This window comes from Embleya sp. NPDC059213 (genome assembly GCF_042754445.1).
Taxonomy (GTDB): domain Bacteria; phylum Actinomycetota; class Actinomycetes; order Streptomycetales; family Streptomycetaceae; genus Embleya.
In genome coordinates, this window is the sequence record NZ_JBHZAV010000072.1 from 1 (window position 1) to 18,289 (window position 18,289).

The 18,289-nt window shown below is 72.1% G+C and carries 15 protein-coding genes and 1 pseudogene; 10 read left to right on the plus strand and 6 right to left on the minus strand.

What is annotated here, in order from left to right:
• Positions 1–906 (plus strand): annotated as a pseudogene (locus ACFXMF_RS25315) (peptidase M28); the annotation flags it as partial.
• Positions 907–1,005: 99 nt separating this feature from the next.
• Here the strand turns inward: ACFXMF_RS25315 and ACFXMF_RS25320 are convergent.
• Positions 1,006–1,473, minus strand: a complete 468-nt coding sequence (locus ACFXMF_RS25320) for a MarR family transcriptional regulator (RefSeq protein WP_360319721.1) — start codon at positions 1,471–1,473, stop codon at positions 1,006–1,008.
• A gap of 97 nt (positions 1,474–1,570) precedes the next feature.
• Here ACFXMF_RS25320 and ACFXMF_RS25325 point away from each other — a divergent pair, with 97 nt between their 5' ends.
• The 4 genes from ACFXMF_RS25325 (at position 1,571) to ACFXMF_RS25340 (ending at position 6,211) form a co-directional block, all read left to right on the plus strand.
• Positions 1,571–2,137: a DoxX family protein gene (locus tag ACFXMF_RS25325; protein ID WP_380018181.1), complete on the plus strand. Its 567-nt coding sequence runs from the start codon at positions 1,571–1,573 to the stop codon at positions 2,135–2,137.
• A 243-nt stretch (positions 2,138–2,380) separates the two neighbouring features.
• Positions 2,381–2,656 (plus strand): cation transporter, encoded by a 276-nt coding sequence (locus ACFXMF_RS25330; protein ID WP_360319725.1) that lies wholly within the window; start codon positions 2,381–2,383, stop codon positions 2,654–2,656.
• Positions 2,657–2,745: 89 nt separating this feature from the next.
• Positions 2,746–3,744, plus strand: a complete 999-nt coding sequence (locus ACFXMF_RS25335; RefSeq protein WP_379992688.1) for a hypothetical protein — start codon at positions 2,746–2,748, stop codon at positions 3,742–3,744.
• Between the two features lie 121 nt (positions 3,745–3,865).
• Positions 3,866–6,211, plus strand: coding sequence for a heavy metal translocating P-type ATPase (locus ACFXMF_RS25340; RefSeq protein WP_380018160.1), 2,346 nt, complete (start codon positions 3,866–3,868; stop codon positions 6,209–6,211).
• Positions 6,212–6,327: 116 nt separating this feature from the next.
• Here the strand turns inward: ACFXMF_RS25340 and ACFXMF_RS25345 are convergent, their stop codons facing one another.
• Together ACFXMF_RS25345 and ACFXMF_RS25350 are read right to left on the minus strand one after the other, a co-directional pair.
• A complete protein-coding gene (locus ACFXMF_RS25345; RefSeq protein WP_360319731.1) occupies positions 6,328–7,116 on the minus strand; it encodes a VOC family protein in 789 nt (262 codons plus the stop codon).
• A gap of 130 nt (positions 7,117–7,246) precedes the next feature.
• Positions 7,247–8,890: an AMP-binding protein gene (locus tag ACFXMF_RS25350; protein WP_360319733.1), complete on the minus strand. Its 1,644-nt coding sequence runs from the start codon at positions 8,888–8,890 to the stop codon at positions 7,247–7,249.
• Between the two features lie 154 nt (positions 8,891–9,044).
• On the opposite strand from ACFXMF_RS25350, the gene ACFXMF_RS25355 reads away from it, so the two are divergent.
• The 4 genes from ACFXMF_RS25355 (at position 9,045) to ACFXMF_RS25370 (ending at position 13,530) form a co-directional block, all read left to right on the plus strand.
• Positions 9,045–10,442, plus strand: coding sequence for a salicylate synthase (locus ACFXMF_RS25355; RefSeq protein WP_360319735.1), 1,398 nt, complete (start codon positions 9,045–9,047; stop codon positions 10,440–10,442).
• Positions 10,443–10,693: 251 nt separating this feature from the next.
• Positions 10,694–11,473, plus strand: coding sequence for a hypothetical protein (locus ACFXMF_RS25360; protein ID WP_379992910.1), 780 nt, complete (start codon positions 10,694–10,696; stop codon positions 11,471–11,473).
• 217 nt (positions 11,474–11,690) lie between these two features.
• Entirely contained in the window at positions 11,691–12,560 is an 870-nt protein-coding gene (locus tag ACFXMF_RS25365) for a RimK family alpha-L-glutamate ligase (protein ID WP_379991576.1), read from the plus strand.
• Between the two features lie 160 nt (positions 12,561–12,720).
• Positions 12,721–13,530 (plus strand): SAM-dependent methyltransferase, encoded by an 810-nt coding sequence (locus ACFXMF_RS25370; RefSeq protein WP_379991577.1) that lies wholly within the window; start codon positions 12,721–12,723, stop codon positions 13,528–13,530.
• Positions 13,531–13,688: 158 nt separating this feature from the next.
• Here the strand turns inward: ACFXMF_RS25370 and ACFXMF_RS25375 are convergent, their stop codons facing one another.
• Positions 13,689–14,015 carry a chaplin gene (locus tag ACFXMF_RS25375; RefSeq protein WP_360319741.1) on the minus strand — a complete coding sequence of 109 codons (327 nt, stop codon included), beginning with the start codon at positions 14,013–14,015 and terminating at the stop codon, positions 13,689–13,691.
• Between the two features lie 245 nt (positions 14,016–14,260).
• Here ACFXMF_RS25375 and ACFXMF_RS25380 point away from each other — a divergent pair, with 245 nt between their 5' ends.
• Positions 14,261–15,739 carry a multicopper oxidase family protein gene (locus tag ACFXMF_RS25380; protein WP_379991575.1) on the plus strand — a complete coding sequence of 493 codons (1,479 nt, stop codon included), beginning with the start codon at positions 14,261–14,263 and terminating at the stop codon, positions 15,737–15,739.
• 46 nt (positions 15,740–15,785) lie between these two features.
• Here the strand turns inward: ACFXMF_RS25380 and ACFXMF_RS25385 are convergent, their stop codons facing one another.
• Together ACFXMF_RS25385 and ACFXMF_RS25390 are read right to left on the minus strand one after the other, a co-directional pair.
• Positions 15,786–16,823 (minus strand): nitrous oxide reductase family maturation protein NosD, encoded by a 1,038-nt coding sequence (locus ACFXMF_RS25385; RefSeq protein ID WP_379991574.1) that lies wholly within the window; start codon positions 16,821–16,823, stop codon positions 15,786–15,788.
• A 66-nt stretch (positions 16,824–16,889) separates the two neighbouring features.
• Positions 16,890–18,281: an acetyl/propionyl/methylcrotonyl-CoA carboxylase subunit alpha gene (locus tag ACFXMF_RS25390; RefSeq protein ID WP_379991573.1), complete on the minus strand. Its 1,392-nt coding sequence runs from the start codon at positions 18,279–18,281 to the stop codon at positions 16,890–16,892.
• Between the last annotated feature and the right edge of the window lie 8 nt (positions 18,282–18,289).

Here is an 18,289-nt window from a genome sequence, read left to right on the forward strand (position 1 = left end):
GCACAGGCCACCAAGTGGGGCGGCCAGGCCAACGCCTCGTACGACTCCTGCTACCACTCCGCGTGCGACACCACCGCCAACATCAGCGCCACGGTCCTGGACCGCAGCGCCGACGGTGTCGCCTACACCATCTGGAAGACCGCGGTCGGCGGCACCACCCCCGGCCCGGACTTCTCGATCTCGGTCGCGCCCGGCGCGGGTAACGTCCCCTCCACCGGCGGCACCGTCTCCACGACGGTGAACACCTCCACCGTGAGCGGCGCGGCGCAGACCGTGGCGCTCAGCTCCAGTGGCGCGCCGAACGGCGTCGGGGTGACCTTCAACCCGACGTCCGTCCAGTCCGGGGCGTCCTCGACCGCCACCATCACGGTCGCGGCCAACACCACTCCCGGCACCTACCAGATCTCCGTCATCGGCACCGGTTCGGTCACCCACACGACCACGTACACCCTGACCGTGGGCAACTCCAACCCGGGCAACGCGCTCCAGAACGGCGGCTTCGAGCAGGGCACCGCCAACTGGACGCAGAGCGCCAACGACATCACCAACAGCACCCAGGCCACCCCGCACAGCGGTGGCTGGTACGCCTGGATGATGGGTTACGGCAGCACCGCCACCGAAACCCTGAGCCAGTCCAACATCTCGGTCCCGGCCAACGGCCAACTCCGCGTGTGGGTCAAGATCACCACCGAGGAAGTCGGCAACACGGTCTACGACACACTCAACGTCCAGGTCAACGGCACGACCCTGGCCACCTACTCCAACGCCAACGCCACCGGCACCTACGTACAGAAGACCATCGACCTGAGCTCCTACGCGGGCCAGACGGTGACTCTCCAGTTCGCCGGCGCCGAGGACGAGTCCGCCACGACCACCTTCTTCGTGGACGACGTCAGCATCTCCTGACCCGTCCCCGATCGGGCGACCGACGATCGGCGCCCCGCTCCCGACGCATCGTCCGGGAGCGGGGCGCCTCGTCGTTCGGGCTCGGCACAGGTGCCGCGATCAGGGCCGGTCGTGCGCCCGCAGCCGGCGGCCGACCGTGCCCAACGCCTCGGCCAGGACCGCGAGTTGCTCGCGGTCCAGGACGTCGATCAATACTTCGCGAACCCGCTCGACATGCGCCGGGGCGGCGCCGCGCAACCGCTGCTCGCCCTGTTCGGTGAGCACCGCGTAGACGCCGCGCGGCTGTTCGGGGCACGCGCGTCGGCGCACCAGTCCCAGCTTCTCCAGTTGGGCGACCTGGTAGGTGATCCCGCTCTTGGACGTGATCAGTTCCTCGGCCAGTTCGGCCATCCGCAGTTCGCCGCCCGGCGCCGCGGACAGGTGCACGAGGATCTCGTACTGCGGATGCGAGAGACCGGCCTCGTCCTTGAGCTGTCGCTCCAGCGCTCGGTCCACGCGGTGGCCGGCCTCGACGAAGCTCTGCCACGCGGCCATCTCGAGGTCGTCCAGCCAACGCGGTTCGCTCATGCGCCCCAGCCTACTGAGCTTGTCGAAGCCGAAGTCGGCCTGTAGCGTCGAAGTAGTTCAAATTTGAACTGCCCTCGCATCGACAGGAGACACCCGCATGGCCTCCCCCGCCGAGACGACCCTCCGCAGCCCCGACCGGCCCACCGGCCCCGCGTCGCCGACCGCGCCCGGCCCGTCCCTGCACGGCTACGACCTGGGGCTGGTCCTGCTGCGAGTGGTGGTCGGCCTGACCATGGCCGCACACGGCAGCCAGAAGTTGTTCGGCTGGTTCGACGGCGCCGGCCTGGACGGCACCGGCCAGTTCTTCACCATGAGCGGCTACCCGTCCGGCAAGGCGATGGCCACGGTGGCCGGCCTGACCGAGACCTTCGGCGGCCTGGCCCTGGTGATCGGCCTGTGCACACCCCTGGCCGCCGCCGCGATCGTGGGCACCATGATCAACGCCGTCGCGGTCAAGTGGGACGGCGGCTTCTTCGCGCCCAACGGCGTGGAGTACGAACTGTTGCTGACCTCGGCCGCCGCCGCACTCGCGCTGACCGGCCCCGGTCGACTTGCCGTCGACCGCTTCCTGCCGGTCCTGCGGGCCCACCGCCTCGCCTACGGCATCGCCGCCGTCGCGATCGGAGTGGTCACCGCCGGCGTCATCCTGATGCTGCGCGACTGACCCGACCCGGGGTGCGCGCACCCCACCCCGCGGCGAACCGCCGCCGGCCCCGACCCGGACTCCCGGGCCGGGGCCGAGCCATGTGCGGCCCGTGCACCGCGAGCCGCCGGACCTCGGCGGCAATCAGCACTCCCGATCGACTCGAACGGGCTTGACTACATACCTAGGGGGGGTATGTTGTAACCGTACTCGCCGACCGGGCCACCTCCGGTGCGGCGAAACCGAGCATCAGGAGGCTTCGCCATGAGCACGTCCACTTCCGCCGTCGCCACCACCTACACCGTCACCGGCATGACCTGTGGCCACTGCGTCTCGTCGGTGCGGGCCCAAGTCGGCCTGCTCGACGGCGTCACCGACGTCGCGGTCGACCTCGCGAGCGGCCGGGTCACCGTGACCTCCGACACCGCCCTGGCCGAGACCGCCGTCGCGGCGGCGATCGACGAGGCCGGCTACGCCCTCGTCCCGACCCCGGACGAGGCGCCGGCGGCGGGCGCGAGCTGCTGCGGCACCTGCCACTGACCACCTCGGGAGGGCGGCGGTCGGCCCCGACGCCCTCCCGGCGGCCCCACCGCCGGCCGACACCCCGACGCATCGATCACGGAGAGACCATGAACACGGCAGTCAAGGTCGGCGCGTTCGGCGCCGGCATCGTCCTGGCCTTCGGCGCCGCGTTCGGCGTGGGCCACGCGGTCGGCCCGGTCGGCTCCGACCCGGCGCCCGCACACGGCGGGCACGCCGGCGCCGCCGGCCCGTCGACCGGCACCGGCGCTCCCACCGGCCCGACCGGTGCCGTGCCCGCCGCCGCACCCGCCGCCGAGATGCCCGGTGGCCTACAGGTCGCCGAACGCGGCTACACCCTGGTACCGCCCGCCGAACCGCTGCCGGCCGGCACCTCGACCGAATTCCGCTTCCGCGTGCTCGGCCCGGACGGGCAACCATGGACCCGCTACGACCGTGCCCACGACAAGGACCTGCACCTGATCGTGGCCCGGCGCGACCTGTCCGGCTTCCAACACGTACACCCCGTGCTCGGCGCGGACGGGACCTGGAGCGTGCCGCTGACCTTCGCGAACGCCGGCACCTACCGGATGTTCGCCGACTTCACCCCCACCGGCGACCCGGCCGGGCCGCTCACCCTCGGCGCCGACGTGATCGTCGCCGGCGCCTACGAACCGGCCGCGCTGCCGGCCCCGACCCGCACCGCGACCGTCGACGGCTACACCGTGACCCTGACCGGCGACCTGTCCGCGGCCCAGTCGGGCCTGCTGACCCTGAACGTGAGCCGGGACGGCCGCCCGGTCACCGACCTCCAGCCCTACCTCGGCGCGTACGGCCACCTGGTCGCACTCCGCCAGGGCGACCTCGGCTACCTGCACGTCCACCCGCAGGGCGCGCCCGGCGACGGCAAGACCCCCGCGGGACCCGGCATCGCCTTCCACGCCCAGGCGCCCAGCGCGGGCAACTACCGCCTGTACCTGGACTTCCGGCACGGCGACACGGTCCGCACCGCGGAGTTCACCGTCGCCGTCGGCGCCCCGAACACACCCGCGGCGCAGGCCGCCACACCGCCCGCCGGCACCCCGGAACACGGCGAGCACGGACACTAGCAACACCCGTCAAGATCGAAACAAAGGCCGACCGCTGTCCTCTTGATACCCCCCTAGGGTATAGTTCAATGTGATCGTGGGACGGCCACACCAGTACGAGCGAGATGCGAAGGAGCAGGCGATGGGTTCGACCACCGAGACCTCGGCGCCACCGAACAGCGGGGAGATCGAACTCTCGATCGGCGGCATGACCTGCGCCTCGTGCGCGATGCGCATCGAGAAGCGGCTCAACAAGCTCGACGGTGTGACCGCGACGGTCAACTACGCCACCGAGAAGGCCAAGGTCAGCTACGCCGCCGACATCGCCCCCGCCGACCTGGTCGCCCAGGTCGAGGCCGCCGGCTACACCGCCGAGCTCCCCGCCCCGCCCGAGACCGCCGGAGCCGCCGGCGAGCCGGCGCCGGGCACGGACGCGGACGGGGGTCGGGTGCGCGCTCTGCGCGACCGGCTGCTCATCTCGGCCGTGCTGACCGTGCCGGTGATCGCGATGGCGATGGTGCCCGCCCTTCAGTTCACCAACTGGCAGTGGCTCTCCCTCGCCCTGGCCTGGCCGGTCGTCGCGTACGGCGCCTGGCCGTTCCACAAGGCCGCGTGGACCAACCTGCGGCACGGCACCTCGACCATGGACACCCTCGTGTCGATGGGCACCCTCGCCGCGCTCGCCTGGTCCGTCTACGCACTCTTCTGGGGCTCCGCCGGCGAGCCCGGCATGACCCACGCGTTCTCCTTCGCCATCGAACGCGGCGACGGAGCGGGCAACATCTACCTCGAAGCCGCCGCCGGCGTGACCACCTTCATCCTGGCCGGCCGCTACTTCGAGGCCCGCGCCAAGCGCCGCTCCGGCGCCGCGCTCAAGGCCCTGCTCGAACTCGGCGCCCGCGACGTGGCGGTGCTGCGGGACGGTCGCGAGGAGCGCATCCCGGTCGAGCAGTTGGCCGTCGGGGACCTGTTCGTGGTCCGCCCCGGCGAGAAGATCGCCACCGACGGCGTGATCGAGCAGGGCACCTCCGCCGTGGACGCCTCGATGCTGACCGGCGAGTCGGTCCCCGTCGAGGTCGGCCCCGGCGACACCGTCACCGGCGCCACCGTCAACGCCGGCGGCCGACTGGTGGTCCGGGCCACCCGGATCGGCGCCGACACCCAGCTCGCCCGGATGGCCCGCCTGGTCGAGGACGCCCAGAACGGCAAGGCCCAGGTGCAGCGCCTGGCCGACAAGGTCTCCGGCATCTTCGTACCCATCGTGATCGCGCTGGCCGCCGCCACCCTCGGCTTCTGGTGGGGCACCGGACAGGGCATCGCCGGCGCGTTCACCGCCGCCGTCGCCGTGCTGATCATCGCCTGCCCGTGCGCCCTGGGCCTGGCCACGCCCACCGCGCTGATGGTCGGCACCGGGCGCGGCGCACAACTGGGCATCCTGATCAAGGGCCCCGAGGTGCTGGAATCCACCCGCCGCGTCGACACGATCGTCCTGGACAAGACCGGCACCGTCACCACCGGCCGGATGACCCTGCTCGACACCCACCTGGCCGTCGGCGAGGACGCGGACGAGGTGCTGCGGCTCGCGGGTGCCCTGGAGAACGCCTCCGAGCACCCGATCGCCCAGGCGATCGCCGCCGGCGCCGCCGAGCGGGTCGGCGACCTGCCCGACCCCGAGGACTTCGCCAACGTCGAGGGGCTCGGCGTGCAGGGCATCGTCGAGGGCCACGCCGTGCTGGTCGGCCGCACCCGGCTGCTGGCCGAATGGGCCCTGGAGTTGCCGGTCGAGCTGGAACGGGCGATGGCCGACGCCGAGGCCCTGGGGCGTACCGCCGTCGCGGTGGCCTGGGACGGCCGGGCCCGCGCCGTCCTGGTGGTCGCGGACGCGGTCAAGCCCACCTCCGCCGAGGCCATCCGGCGCTTCCGCGAGCTGGGGCTCACCCCGATCCTGCTCACCGGCGACAACGCCACGGTGGCACACACCGTCGCCGCGCAGGTCGGCATCGACCCGGAGCACGTGCACGCCGAGGTGATGCCCAAGGACAAGGTCGACGTGGTCACCCGGCTCCAGGCCGAGGGCCGGATCGTGGCGATGGTCGGCGACGGCGTCAACGACGCGGCGGCCCTGGCCACCGCCGATCTGGGCCTGGCCATGGGCACCGGCACCGACGTCGCGATCGAGGCGTCCGACCTGACCCTGGTCCGCGGCGACCTGCGCGCCGCCGCCGATGCGATCCGGCTGGCCCGCAAGACCCTGGGCACGATCAAGTCCAACCTGTTCTGGGCCTTCGCCTACAACGTCGCCGCCCTGCCGCTGGCCGCGGCCGGACTGCTCAACCCGATGCTCGCCGGCGCCGCGATGGCCTTCAGCTCGGTCTTCGTGATCAGCAACAGCCTGCGCCTGCGCGGCTTCAAGGCTCTCGCCGACGAAACCCACCCGACCACGACCGACCGGACCGACCCGGCCGTGCCCGCCCCGATCGCCGGCTGACCCGCCGCGCCCGACCACGATCGCCGAAGCCCGCTCGATGCCATCGCATCGAGCGGGCTTCGGCCGTTCGGGGGATCGCCCCGGCGGGTGTTCGCGACGCCGGGCGCGGATCGGGCTCAGGCCGGCGCCGGACCCACCGCCTGGATCACCGCGAACGCGCCGCCCTGCGGATCCTGGACCACGGCCATCCGGCCCGCCATCATGTCGAACGGCGGCTTGAGCACGTTGCCGCCGGCCTTGACCAGCGCGTCGACGGTGCTGTCCGTGTCGTCCACCGAGAAGTAGGTCAGCCAGTGCGCGGGCGTGCCGGGCGGCAACTGGGTCAAATCCTGCATCCCGGCGACCACCCGGTCGCCCGCGCTCAGCGCGTAGTAGCCCTCGGCGCCCTCCATCGCCGCGGCCTCCAGACCCAGCGCGGTCGAGCAGAACGCGCTCGTGGCGGCGACGTCGCCGGTGTTCAGCTCGTTCCAGATCACCGCGCCGGGCTCGTTGACCACCTCCGAGCCACCGAAGTCCCGCGCCTGCCACAGACCGAACACCGCGCCCCCGGGCTCGGCGACCACACCCATCCGGCCGAGCGTCATCACGTCCATCGCCGGCATGATCACCCGGCCGCCTGCCTTCTTGATCGCCTCCTGGGTGGCGTCCGCGTCGATGGCGGCCAGGTAGGTGGTCCACGCGGTCGGCGGCGGCGGCCCGCCGTCCGGGGACATCGCGGCCATGATGCCCGCGACGGCCTTCCCGTTCAGCGAGCAAACGGCGTAACCACCGGTCTCCGGCGGCCCGACCTCGCCCTGCCAGCCGAACAGGTCGCGGTAGAAGTCCAGGGCGGCCTGCTGGTCGGGAACCATCAGGTCGACCCAACACGGTGTGCCGGGCACGTAGGGGTTGGTGACCACGGGCATGACGAGAACCTCCAGAGAAGCCGACGAAGAACGACCCCCGTGCTCTTCATCGTCGGCGCCCACCCCACCGCCCGCCACCCCGGTCACGTGCGGTGGTGCGCGGGCCCGGGGTCCGTCCGTCCGGCGTCGATCAGTGCGTCGCCGGCCGCGACAACGTGTCGACCAACGCGCGCTTGTCGATCTTGCCGATCGCGGTGAGCGGGAACTCGGTGACGACGGCGATGTGATCCGGCAGCTTGAACGCCGCGACGCCGCGTTCGATCAGGAAGGCCCGCAACTGCGCCGGCGTGGGCGCCTCGACGCCGGCCACCGGGATCACCACCGCACAGATGCGTTCGCCGCGGTCGGCGTCGGACAGCCCGATCGCGGCGCAGTGTTCGATGCTCGGGTGGGCTCGGACGTGGGTCTCGACCTCCTCGGCGGAGACGCTCTCGCCGTTGCGGTCGATGGTGTCCTTCACCCGCCCCTCGACCACCAGGTATCCGGAGGGCAGGCGCCGGACCAGGTCGCCGGAGCAGTAGTACCCGTCGGCGGTGAAGGCCGTGGCGTTCACCTCGGGCGCCCGGTAGTAACCGCGCAGCGTGTACGGCCCGCGAACCAGGAGTTCGCCGATCTCGCCGGGGGCCACGTCGCGCCCTTCCGCGTCCACGACGCGCAGTTCGTCGTCGGGGCTCAGCGGTCGGCCCTGGGTGCCGGTGACGATCTCCTCGTCGTCGCCCGCGTGGGTGTAGTTGAGCAGGCCCTCGGCCATGCCGAAGACCTGTTGTACGGCGCAGCCCAGTCCATCGGGCACCGTCCGGGCCACCTCGGCGGACAACTTCGAGCCGCCGGCCTGGAGCAGTCGCAGGCTGGACAGGTCGCTGTCGTCCCATTCGGCGGTACCCAGCCACAGCGGGATCAGCGGCGGGACCAGCGCGGTGTGCGTGACCCCCTCGGCCTGGATCAGCGGGAACGCGGCGTCGGGTGCCGGTGACGGGCAGAGCACCACGGTGCCGCCCACGGACAACGTGCCGAGCAGACCCGGGCAGGCCAGCGGGAAGTTGTGCGCGACCGGCAGGCACGCGAGGTAGACGGTGTCCGCGTCGAGGTCGCAGGCGCGCGCGCTCTCCCGGGCGTTGTACCCGTAGTCGTCGTGCGTGCGCGGGATGAGTTTGGGCACGCCGGTGGTGCCGCCGGACACCAACAGCAGTGCCAGGTCTCCCGGATCGGGCTCGGCGTGCGGGCGCGGTTCGCCGTCGACGGTGTCCAGGGCCCGATGCGGTCCGGGGTCGCCGGCGACCAGGACGTGCCGCACCGAGGGCGCCTCGGCGAGCACTCGGGTCGCCAGGTCGCGGTAGTCGAAGCCGGCGAACTCGTCGGCCACCACGTAGGCGACGGCCTCGCTCAGCCGGGCCAGGTGGCCGATCTCGGTGATGCGGTGCGCGGGCAGCGTCAACACCGGGATCGCGCCGAGTCGGGCCAGGGCGAAGAACAACACCGGGAACGCGGCGACGTTGGGCAGTTGCACCACGACCCGGTCGCCGGCACGCAGCCCGAGATCGGCGAGCCCCCCGGCCATCCGGTCGGCCCGGGCGTCGAGTTGACGATACGTCAGGCGCTGTTCGCCGGCCACGACCGCGAGGTCGTCGCCGTACGCGGCGGTCCAGTCGCGCAACAGCCCGCCCAGCGTGCGGCCGTCCCAGTATCCGGCCGCGCGGTAGGCGGCGGCCGTCTCTTCCGGCCACGGCGTCAGGCCCGAAGCACGGGGCGGCACCGGCGAGTTGGCTTGGCTCATCGGGTGGTCGACCTCCGGAACGATCACTGTTCGAGATGCGAGACTTTGGTTAGGCTAACCTGAATACGTCGCCGTGTCCTCGCCCACCGGGAACCTGAATTTCGCTTCGCTCGGTCTCTTGAACGCTGGCCCCTTCTTGAAAGCGAGAAGAGCTGTGACCTCCCCCTCGGTCTTCCACGAGCGGCCGGTGGCCTGCGCCGCCGACCCCGTCGCCGTCGCCGCCGCCCTCGCCGCCTCCACCACGGACGAGTTCGTCGTCTACGAGAACGAAGGCGAAGTCGGTTGGGGGGAGTCGCCGTACGCACTCGTGTCCGCGGGTGTCGGCGCGACCACGCTGACCGTGGCCGGCGCGACCCGCACCGTCGCCACCGGGGCGCGCCCACTGGACGCGGTGGCCCGCGCCCTGGCCGAGGTCGACGTCACGGGGTGGCGGGCGTACGGCTGGCTGGCCTTCGAGCTGAGCCACGCGTTGCACGGCGGCGGCCCGGCCCGGGCCGCCGGCACGGACGATCCGCCGATCGCCCGGGTCGCCGTGCCGCGCCGGGAGATCCGGCTGACCGAGGGGGCGGCGCTGCTGCGCGCCCTGGACCCGGACGATCTCGACCACCTCGAAGTGCGGCTCGCCGCAGCCGTGTCGGCGGCCGAGGCGCCCGTGCGTGCGGCCCGGATCCGAGCCGATGTGCGCGATCACGGCGCCGACGACTATCGCGCGGCCGTCACCGCGTCGGTCGCCGCCATCCGGGCCGGGCAGTTGGACAAGGTCATCGTCTCCCGACGCGTGCCCGTTCCCGAGCCGATCGATCTGCCCGCCACCTATCTCGCCGGCCGTCGGGGCAACGACCCGGCCCGGTCGTTCCTGCTGAGGCTGGGCGGGTGGCAGGCGACCGGCTTCAGTCCGGAAATCGTCGCCCGGGTCACCCGGGACCGCACCGTGACCACCCAACCACTGGCGGGCACCCGGGCGTTCGCCGGCGACCCCACGGCGGACCGGTCCCGGCGCGAGGAGTTGTACCGCGACGCCAAGGAGGTCTTCGAGCACGCCATATCCGTGCGCCTGGCCCGCGAGGAGTTGGCCACTGTCTGCGCCGAAGGCAGCGTGCACATCGACGACTTCATGAGCGTCAAGGAACGCGGCAGCGTGCAACACCTGGCCTCACGGTTGTCCGGCCGACTGGCCGAGGGGCGCACCGCGTGGGACGCGGTGGCCGCGCTCTTCCCCGCGGTCACCGCGTCCGGCATTCCCAAGGCCGAGGCATGCGGGCTGATCCACCGTCTGGAGAGCGGGCCCCGGGGCCTGTACAGCGGATCGGTGCTCACCGTCGACGCCGACGGCACCCTGGACGCGGCCCTGGTGCTGCGCAGCGTCTTCCGCCACGACGGGCACACCTGGCTGCGGGCCGGCGCGGGCGTCGTCGCGCACTCCACCCCCGAGCGCGAGTTGGAGGAGACCCGGGAGAAGTTGTACAGCGTCTCGCGCTTCCTCGTTCCCGAACACGTCGACCCGACCGGCGACACCGGGGACCCGCACCCCGCCGTGCTGACCGCCGGCTGACCACCGTTCCGGCCCGCCTCGACCGGGGCCCGGCGGGCCGGAACGGTACCCGGCGGCCGGCGGCTTCCCTACACCATTACGGCCTTCCCTTCATCACACTTGCATACCGCCGCCCCGCGGAAAGGGGTTTCGGTGGATCATGGGCGCAGTGCGGGTGGGAAGTTCCCACCCGCCGGGAGGGGAATCGTCGGCCCATCGGTGGGTTGCGTTCACCCTTTCACTGTCCCAGTGGCATGAGAAGGAGTCGCCGGATGGTCGCATCGTCTGTGGACGAACTGCGGATTTCGTTGGAGAGGGAGGCTACCGAACTGACCGCGCAGCGAGACCGACTGCGCGATGAACTGGCAGATGTGGAACGGCAGTTGGCGGCCCGGATCAGCGCGGTGGAGCACCTCGCGCTGATCCGTCCGCTCGTGCCGCTGCCGCGGGTCGAGCCCGTCGCACCGGTCGAGGTCGTGCCGGTCGAGGCCGAAACCCCGGCCGAGGCGCCGGTCGAGGTCGTGCCGGTCGAGGAGGCGCCGGTCGAGGCGGACGTGGTCGAAGAGGCCGCGGTCGAAGCAGCGCCGGTCGAAGAGGTCGTCGTCGCCACTCCGGCCCCGAGCCGGAAGCGCAAGGCGGTCGCCGCCACGAAGGAAAAGACGCGGATACAGTCCGCGTCGACGCGTAAGACCCCGGCGGCCAAGCCCGCCGGCAAGCCGGCCGCGAAGCCGGCGAGCAAGTCCGCTGCCAAGCCCGCCGCCAAGAGGAAGACCACGCGGGCGAAGGCCGCTCCCGTCGAGTCGGTCGCACCCGAGCCGGTCGCACCCGAACCGGTGGCCGCTCGCCCGGTCCGCTCCCACCTGCGCGACGAGATCGCCGCGTTGTTGGAAGGCACCGGCGAACCCATGAACGTCCGCCAACTCACCGAGGCCCTGGGCGAGACCGCCACCAAGAGCCGGATGGAGAGCGTGCGCACGTCCACGGAGGGCCTGGTCAAGGCCGGTCGCGCGATCAAGGCCGGCCGCGGCCTGTTCACCGGCCCCGGCGCCTGAACCACCCCGGGCACGCCCGGACGCACCACCCACCGCCGGCCCGACGGCACGCCTCACGGCTGCGTCGGGCCGGCGGTGTCGTCCCGGACCGCTGCCCTTCGCCCGTTCGGACCGACCCGAGGTGACCGCGTACCACCCGTCGGGCACGGGAACCCTAGGCTGGGCGAACTCGCGCCGACCGGCGCGGTTCCTGTTTCGCCCCGATGCGGAGGTTCGCATGTCCGACGCGATCCGGGTGGCACTGGCCACCTCGACCCCGGGGCTCGCCCTGGACCGGGACCTGCCGGCGATGCTCGCCGCGCTGCGCGCCCGCGGGCTCGACGCCGTGGCGGTGTGCTGGGACGCGGAGGGGTTCGACTGGTCGGCCTGCGCCGCCGTGGTGATCAGATCCACGTGGGACTACGCCGAGCGCCGAACGCACTACCTGGCCTGGGCGGAGGCGGTCGCGGCGGTGACCCGGCTGGACAATCCGATCGCCCTGCTGCGGTGGAACACCGACAAGCGATACCTGCACGAACTCGCCGCCCGGGGTGTCCCGGTCGTGCCCACCCGGTTCGTCGCCCCGGGCGAGTCGCCGATCCTGCCCGAGCACGGCGAGTTCGTGGTCAAGCCCGCCGTCTCGGCCGGCGCCCGCGACACCGCCCGCTACGCGCAGCGGCATCGCGACGCCGCCCGTCGACACGTCGCCGCGCTGCACGCGGGTGGGGCGACCGCGATGGTGCAGCCCTACCTGTCCCGGATCGACGAGGGCGAACGGGCGTTGGTCTTCCTCGGCGGCGCGTTCAGCCACGCGATGCGCAAGGGGCCGGTGCTGACCGAGCCGGGCGTCCTGGACAACGATCGCGAAGCGCATCCGGGCCTGCTCCCGCACCAACCCTCGGCCGCCGAACTTGACCTGGCCGCAGCCGCGTTGGCTGCCGTGCCCGGCTCGCACACGCCGTTGTACGCCCGGGTGGACCTGGCCCTGGCCGACGACGGATCCCCGGTCCTGATGGAACTGGAACTGGTGGAGCCCAACCTGTTCATCATCGACGACGACACCGCCTTGCGGCGCTTCACCGACCTCGTGCACGAACGCGCCCGATAGCGCCGCGGCCCGGCGGCCGGCCTGGCCGGCAGGGCCGGAAATGTTTGCCGAACGTGATGGAACGTTCACCGGGATGCCTGTCGGCCGGGTGTACCGGGCGCCTAGATTGGCCTGGACCACCCCACACGGCATCCGGAGATGAGAGTTCGTGGCCGAGTCCATGCTCGACGCAGAATCGGCTTTACCAGAGCGGAAGATCGACACCGAGGTGGCACATACCGCCCGGGTGTGGAACTACTGGCTGGGCGGCAAGGACAACTATCCCGTGGACCGCGAGACCGGTGATCAGATCGCCGCGATCCACCCGGGAACGCGCGATTACGCGCTCGCCGACCGGCAGTTCCTGGGCCGAGCGATCCGCCATCTCGCCGGCGACCTGGGTATCCGCCAATTCCTCGACATCGGCACGGGACTGCCGACCGCCGGGAACACCCACGAGATCGCCCAGGGCGTGGCCCCGGAATCGCGGATCGTCTACGTCGACAACGACCCCCTGGTGCTCGTGCACGCCCGGGCCCTGCTGACCAGCAGTCCGGAGGGGGCGACCCGCTACATCGACGCCGATCTGCGCGACGTCGACGAGATTTTGGCCCGCGCGGCCAAGACACTGGACTTCAGCCGGCCCATCGCGCTGGTCCTGCTCGGCGTGATCATCTTCGTCAACGACGACCACGAGGCGTACGGGACGGTCCGCCGACTGCTGGACGCGCTTCCCTCGGGCAGTCACCTGGCCTTGTCCCACACGGTGACCAGCCCCCCGGCGCCACCGGACGTGGACGACGCCGTGGCCTTTTGGAACGCGCACGGCACGCCCCGGCTCAAGCAGCGCTCGCCCGAGGGCATCGCGCGCTTCTTCGACGGTCTGGAACTGCTCGAACCCGGCGTCGTCTCGTGTTCGCGCTGGCGGCCCGAGGCCGGCGACCGGACCCCGGACGTGGCCATGTACGGCGCGGTGGGCCGCAAACCGTAGCCGGCCGGAGCCGGACGTGGGCCCGAGACACCCGCCGCGCCGCCGAAGACACGCCCCGACCGCCCGGCATGGCGGCCCCTCGGATCCGTCCGTATCGGAGGGGCCGCCGGTTCAGCGGTGTCGAGCGCTATCGCCGGAGGACGAGCGGCATCGACAGGTCAGCCCTGGTGGCCGCCACCGTGGTGCTGCGGGGCCTCACCCTTGCCGTGCCCGTTCGAGTGGTGCTCACCCTTGTCGTGGTCGCCGTCGACGTTCGCGCACACGTTGCCGATCGTCGGGTTGAGCGCACCCAGCAGGTTGAGGCTGTTGCCGCAGATGTTGATCGGCACGTGGATCGGGACCTGGAGGTTGTTGCCGGACAGGACGCCGGGCGAACCGACCGCCGCACCCTGGGCGTCCGCACCGGCGTTGGCGACACCGGCACCCGACATGACGAGCGCGGCGATGCCGACGGTGAGGGCCGCGGACTTCTTGATCGTGTTCATCTGAGCTCCGTTTCGGATGGCGCCGTGAATGGGCGCGACCGACCGGTGCAACGACCCGAATCCCGGCAGGCAACTGCTCTTTCGCGGTGTTCACCCGGGTGGCGGCACCCGCCGGGCGGGAGCCGATGCCGGGCCGGAACGGCGTGTTCGGCGGGTCGGCGCGGGGTACTGGCCGCCGAACCGCGCCGGTGCCCCCGGCGGGCGAAGCCCGATCGCAAGCCGACCCCAGGAAGCAGGGCCGCATCGTGCCTGTCCCCTCCCACCCGACCCGCCGCGCCCTGCTGTTCGGTACGGCCGGCACCGCCGCCCTGCTCGCCGGCGGCCCTCGGGCACTGCTCGGCACCGGCCCCGCCGCCCCACGATCGGTGCTCCCCGCCGCGGACACCGCCGTGTTGCTCGACGCGGCGCCGGTCACCGTCGACCTGGGTTCACGCACCGTGCCCACGTGGGGCTACGGCGACCGGGTGCCCGGTCCGGAGATCCGGGTCACCTCCGGCGGCACGGTGTCCGCGCGGTTGCGCAACAACCTGCCGCAGGACACCACGGTGCACTGGCACGGCGTGCGGATCGATCCGGCGATGGACGGCGCCCCCGGACTCAGCCAGGTCCCGGTGCCTCCGGGCGGCGTCTTCGACTACCGCTTCACCGCGCCCGATCCGGGCACGTACTTCTACCACTCGCACGTGGGCACCCAACTCGACCGCGCGGCCTACGGGGCGTTCGTGGTGGAGGACCCGGCCGAGCCGCTCGGCTACGACGCGGAGTGGACCGTCGTCCTCGACGACTGGCTCGACGGCACCGGCACCGACCCGGACGCGGCGTTGGCCGACATCCGCGATCGACCCCGACCGGTGCGGACCATGCTGAGCACGCTGCTGGGCGGGGTCGCCGGTCACCTCGCCTACCCGCACTACCTCGTCAACGGCCGCACCCCGCAGGCCCCCGAGGAGTTCGGCGCCGCGCCCGGTGACCGCGTGCGGCTGCGGTTGATCAACGCCGGGGCGGACACCGCCTTCCGGGTCGCCCTGGGCGGACACGAGCTGACGGTCACCCACACCGACGGATACCCGGTGTTGCCGGTCACCGTGGACACGCTGCTGATCGGGATGGGCGAGCGCTACGACGTACTGGTCACGCTGGCCGACGGGGTGTTCCCGCTGGTGGCCCTCGCCGAGGGCAAGGGCGACCGGGCGTTCGCGGTGGTGCGCACCTCGGGCGGCGAGGCGCCCTCGGCCTCGGTCGACGTGCCCGAGTCGGACGGCCGTCTGCTCACCCTGGCGGACCTGCTCGCCGACCCCTCGGTGGATCTGGGCGACGCGCCGGCTCGCGGCGTGGATCTCGTGCTGGGTCGAGGACCCGACGGAACCGGGTGGAGACTGGGCACCACCGCCACGTTCGACACGCCCCCGCTGCGGGTGCCGGTCGCCGTCGGCGAGCGCGTCCGGTTGTCCTTCACCAACACCACCCGCATGTGGCACCCGATCCACCTGCACGGACACACCTTCCAGGTGTGGGGCGCCGCCGGGGGCGGGCCGCGCAAGGACACCGTGGTGGTGCGTCCGCGGGAGAGCGTCACCGTGGACGTGCTCGCCGAGAATCCCGGCGAATGGATGTTGCACTGCCACAACCTCTACCACAGCGAGTTGGGCATGATGGCGACCCTGGGCTACGGCGACACCCCACCCGCCGGCCCCGACATGCCGGGCATGTCGGGGCCGGGCTGAATCCGACTGCGTGGGGTGGGCGTTGCCGCCCGCCAGGCACCGCAGGTCAGCAGTGGCCGGCCGGTTCCGACCGGCCGCAGACGTTCGCCGTGAACGTGTTGTCCGCTGCGGCGTCCCGATTCGCCAGGTCCGCCGGTTCGTTGCGCTGCACGACGTTGTCCGAGATCACGTTGTTCGTGGTCGGCCCGCCGGCGAAGCTGGGCACCATCACGATGCCACCCGACATCGGCGACTCGCCCCGGTTGTCCCGGACCTGATTGTCGCTCACCTGCGTCTCCTGGGCGCCGGTGAGCACAATGCCCGACCCCTGGATGTAGGCCAGCCGCGAATTCGCCTCGCAGTACTTGTTGTTCTCGTCGATGCGATTGTGGCGGATCGCCAACGCCCCGGCCACCGGCTGGGTTTCGTCACCCACGATGAACACGCCGGCGCAGTTCCCGGTCAGTTCGTTGTACTCGATCGCCAACATGCGTCCGCGCCGGATCAACACGCCGAGCCGGTTGCCCGAGGCGTGGTTGCGGGCGATGCTCGCGCCCATCGCATCGGCGGTATCGGCCAGGAACAGCCCCGCCTGGGCGTTGTCGTCGGCGGTGTTGTCGGTGAACTCGGCGCGGGTGGACTTCTCCTGACCGATCCCGTGCTCCCCGTTGTCGTGCGCGAACACGCGCCGCACCACCATGTGTTCGGTGCCGCTGCCCATCACTCCGGTCTTGCCGAAGCCGGTGACCGTCAACGACTGGATCCGTACCTCGGACACCGGATCCTCCTCCGTGCCGGTCACACAGATCCCGTGACCGGCTGCCGCGCACACGTTCGCCGCGTCCGCTTCCCCCGGGGTGATCACGGTGCGCTCGCCCCTCCCGCGGATCGTCACGCCGTCCGTGGCGATCGTCACGCTGCCGGGATAGGTGCCGGGCAGCACGTCGACGATGTCCCCGGGCGCGGCGGCGTCCACCGCCGCCTGGATCGATTCGCCGGGATGGACCACATGCCGGGTGTCGGCGTGCGCGGCCGGGGCCAGGACGGAGCCCAGCGCGGTCAGGACGGTGGCGCAGGCGAGAGGAAGCAGCCGTTGTGCGTGCATGAGCGAAGTTCTGCCTTCGGGAGAGAGGGAGTGGCGAAGAGCAAGAGGGTGGCGCGCGGGCGCGGTTCAGGAAACGGGCTCGGGCAGTGCGGCCGGCGCGGCCTCGGCGGGATCCGAGGTCATCGTGTCGACCAGGGCGGTGGAATGTCTCCCGGCGCGGAACACCGGGTGGGCGAGCAGTCGGCGCAGGAAGCCCGCGGTGGTGTGCACGCCGCCGCCGGCCACCCGGAACTCGCCCAGCGCCCGCTCGGCGCGCGCGATGGCCCGGTCCCGATCGGGCGCCCAGACGATCACCTTGGCGAGCAGCGAGTCGTAGTCGGGGCCCACGGTCCACCCCGGGTAGGCGTGTGTGTCGATCCGTACGCACGGCCCGCCGGGCGGCACGAACTCGGTGAGCCGACCGGGGGTCGGCGCGAACCCCCGGTCCGGGTCCTCCGCGTTGATCCGGCACTCGATCGCCACCCCCTGTGGCACCACGTCCTGCTGACCGAACGTCAGCGGTGCGCCGGCGGCGATGCCGAGCTGTTCGCGCACGATGTCGACGCCGGTGACCATCTCGGTCACCGGGTGTTCCACCTGGATCCGGCAGTTGATCTCCAGCAGGTGGAACCGGTGTTCCGGGGTGACCACGAACTCGAAGGTGCCGGCGCCCACATAGCCGACGGCGCTCGCGCCGCGCAGCGCCGCCGCGCACATCGCGTCGCGTACCTCCGCCGGGAGGTGCGGGGCCGGGGACTCCTCGACCAGCTTCTGGTGCCGACGCTGCACCGAGCAGTCCCGCTCGCCGAGGTGCACCGCGCCGCCGTGGCCGTCGCACAACACCTGCACCTCGACATGCCGCGCGTCGTCGATGTAGCGCTCCAGGTAGAGCCGTTCGTCGCCGAACACGGCACGGGCGTGCGCCCGGGTGTCCTGGTACGCCCAGGCCAGTTCGTCGGGGTCGCGCACCACGCTCATGCCGCGACCGCCGCCGCCCGCGACCGCCTTGAGGATCACCGGGTAGCCGACCCGGGCGGCGACCTCGGCCGCCTCGGCCGGCGAGGCCAACGCGGCGTCGCTGCCCGGCAGGACCGGCAGCCCGGCGGCGGCCATCACCGCGCGCGCCTCGCTCTTGTCGCCCAGTTGCTGCATCACGTGCGGAGGCGGTCCGATGAAGGTGATCCCGTGCGCTTCGCAGATCTCCGCGAAGTCGGGGTCCTCGGAAAGGAATCCGTAGCCCGGGTGGATCGCCTGCGCACCGGTGCGTCGGGCCGCCTCGATGATCGCCGGCATGTTGAGATAGCTGGATCTGGCGGATGGCGGGCCGATGTGCACGGCCTCGTCGGCAAACCGCACCACGGCGGAATCACGGTCCGCGGTCGAGTACACGGCGACGCTGCGAATACCGAGTTCGCGGCAGGTGCGGGCCACCCGCAGGGCGATTTCCCCGCGGTTGGCGATGAGCACGGTCGAGAACACCTGGACCC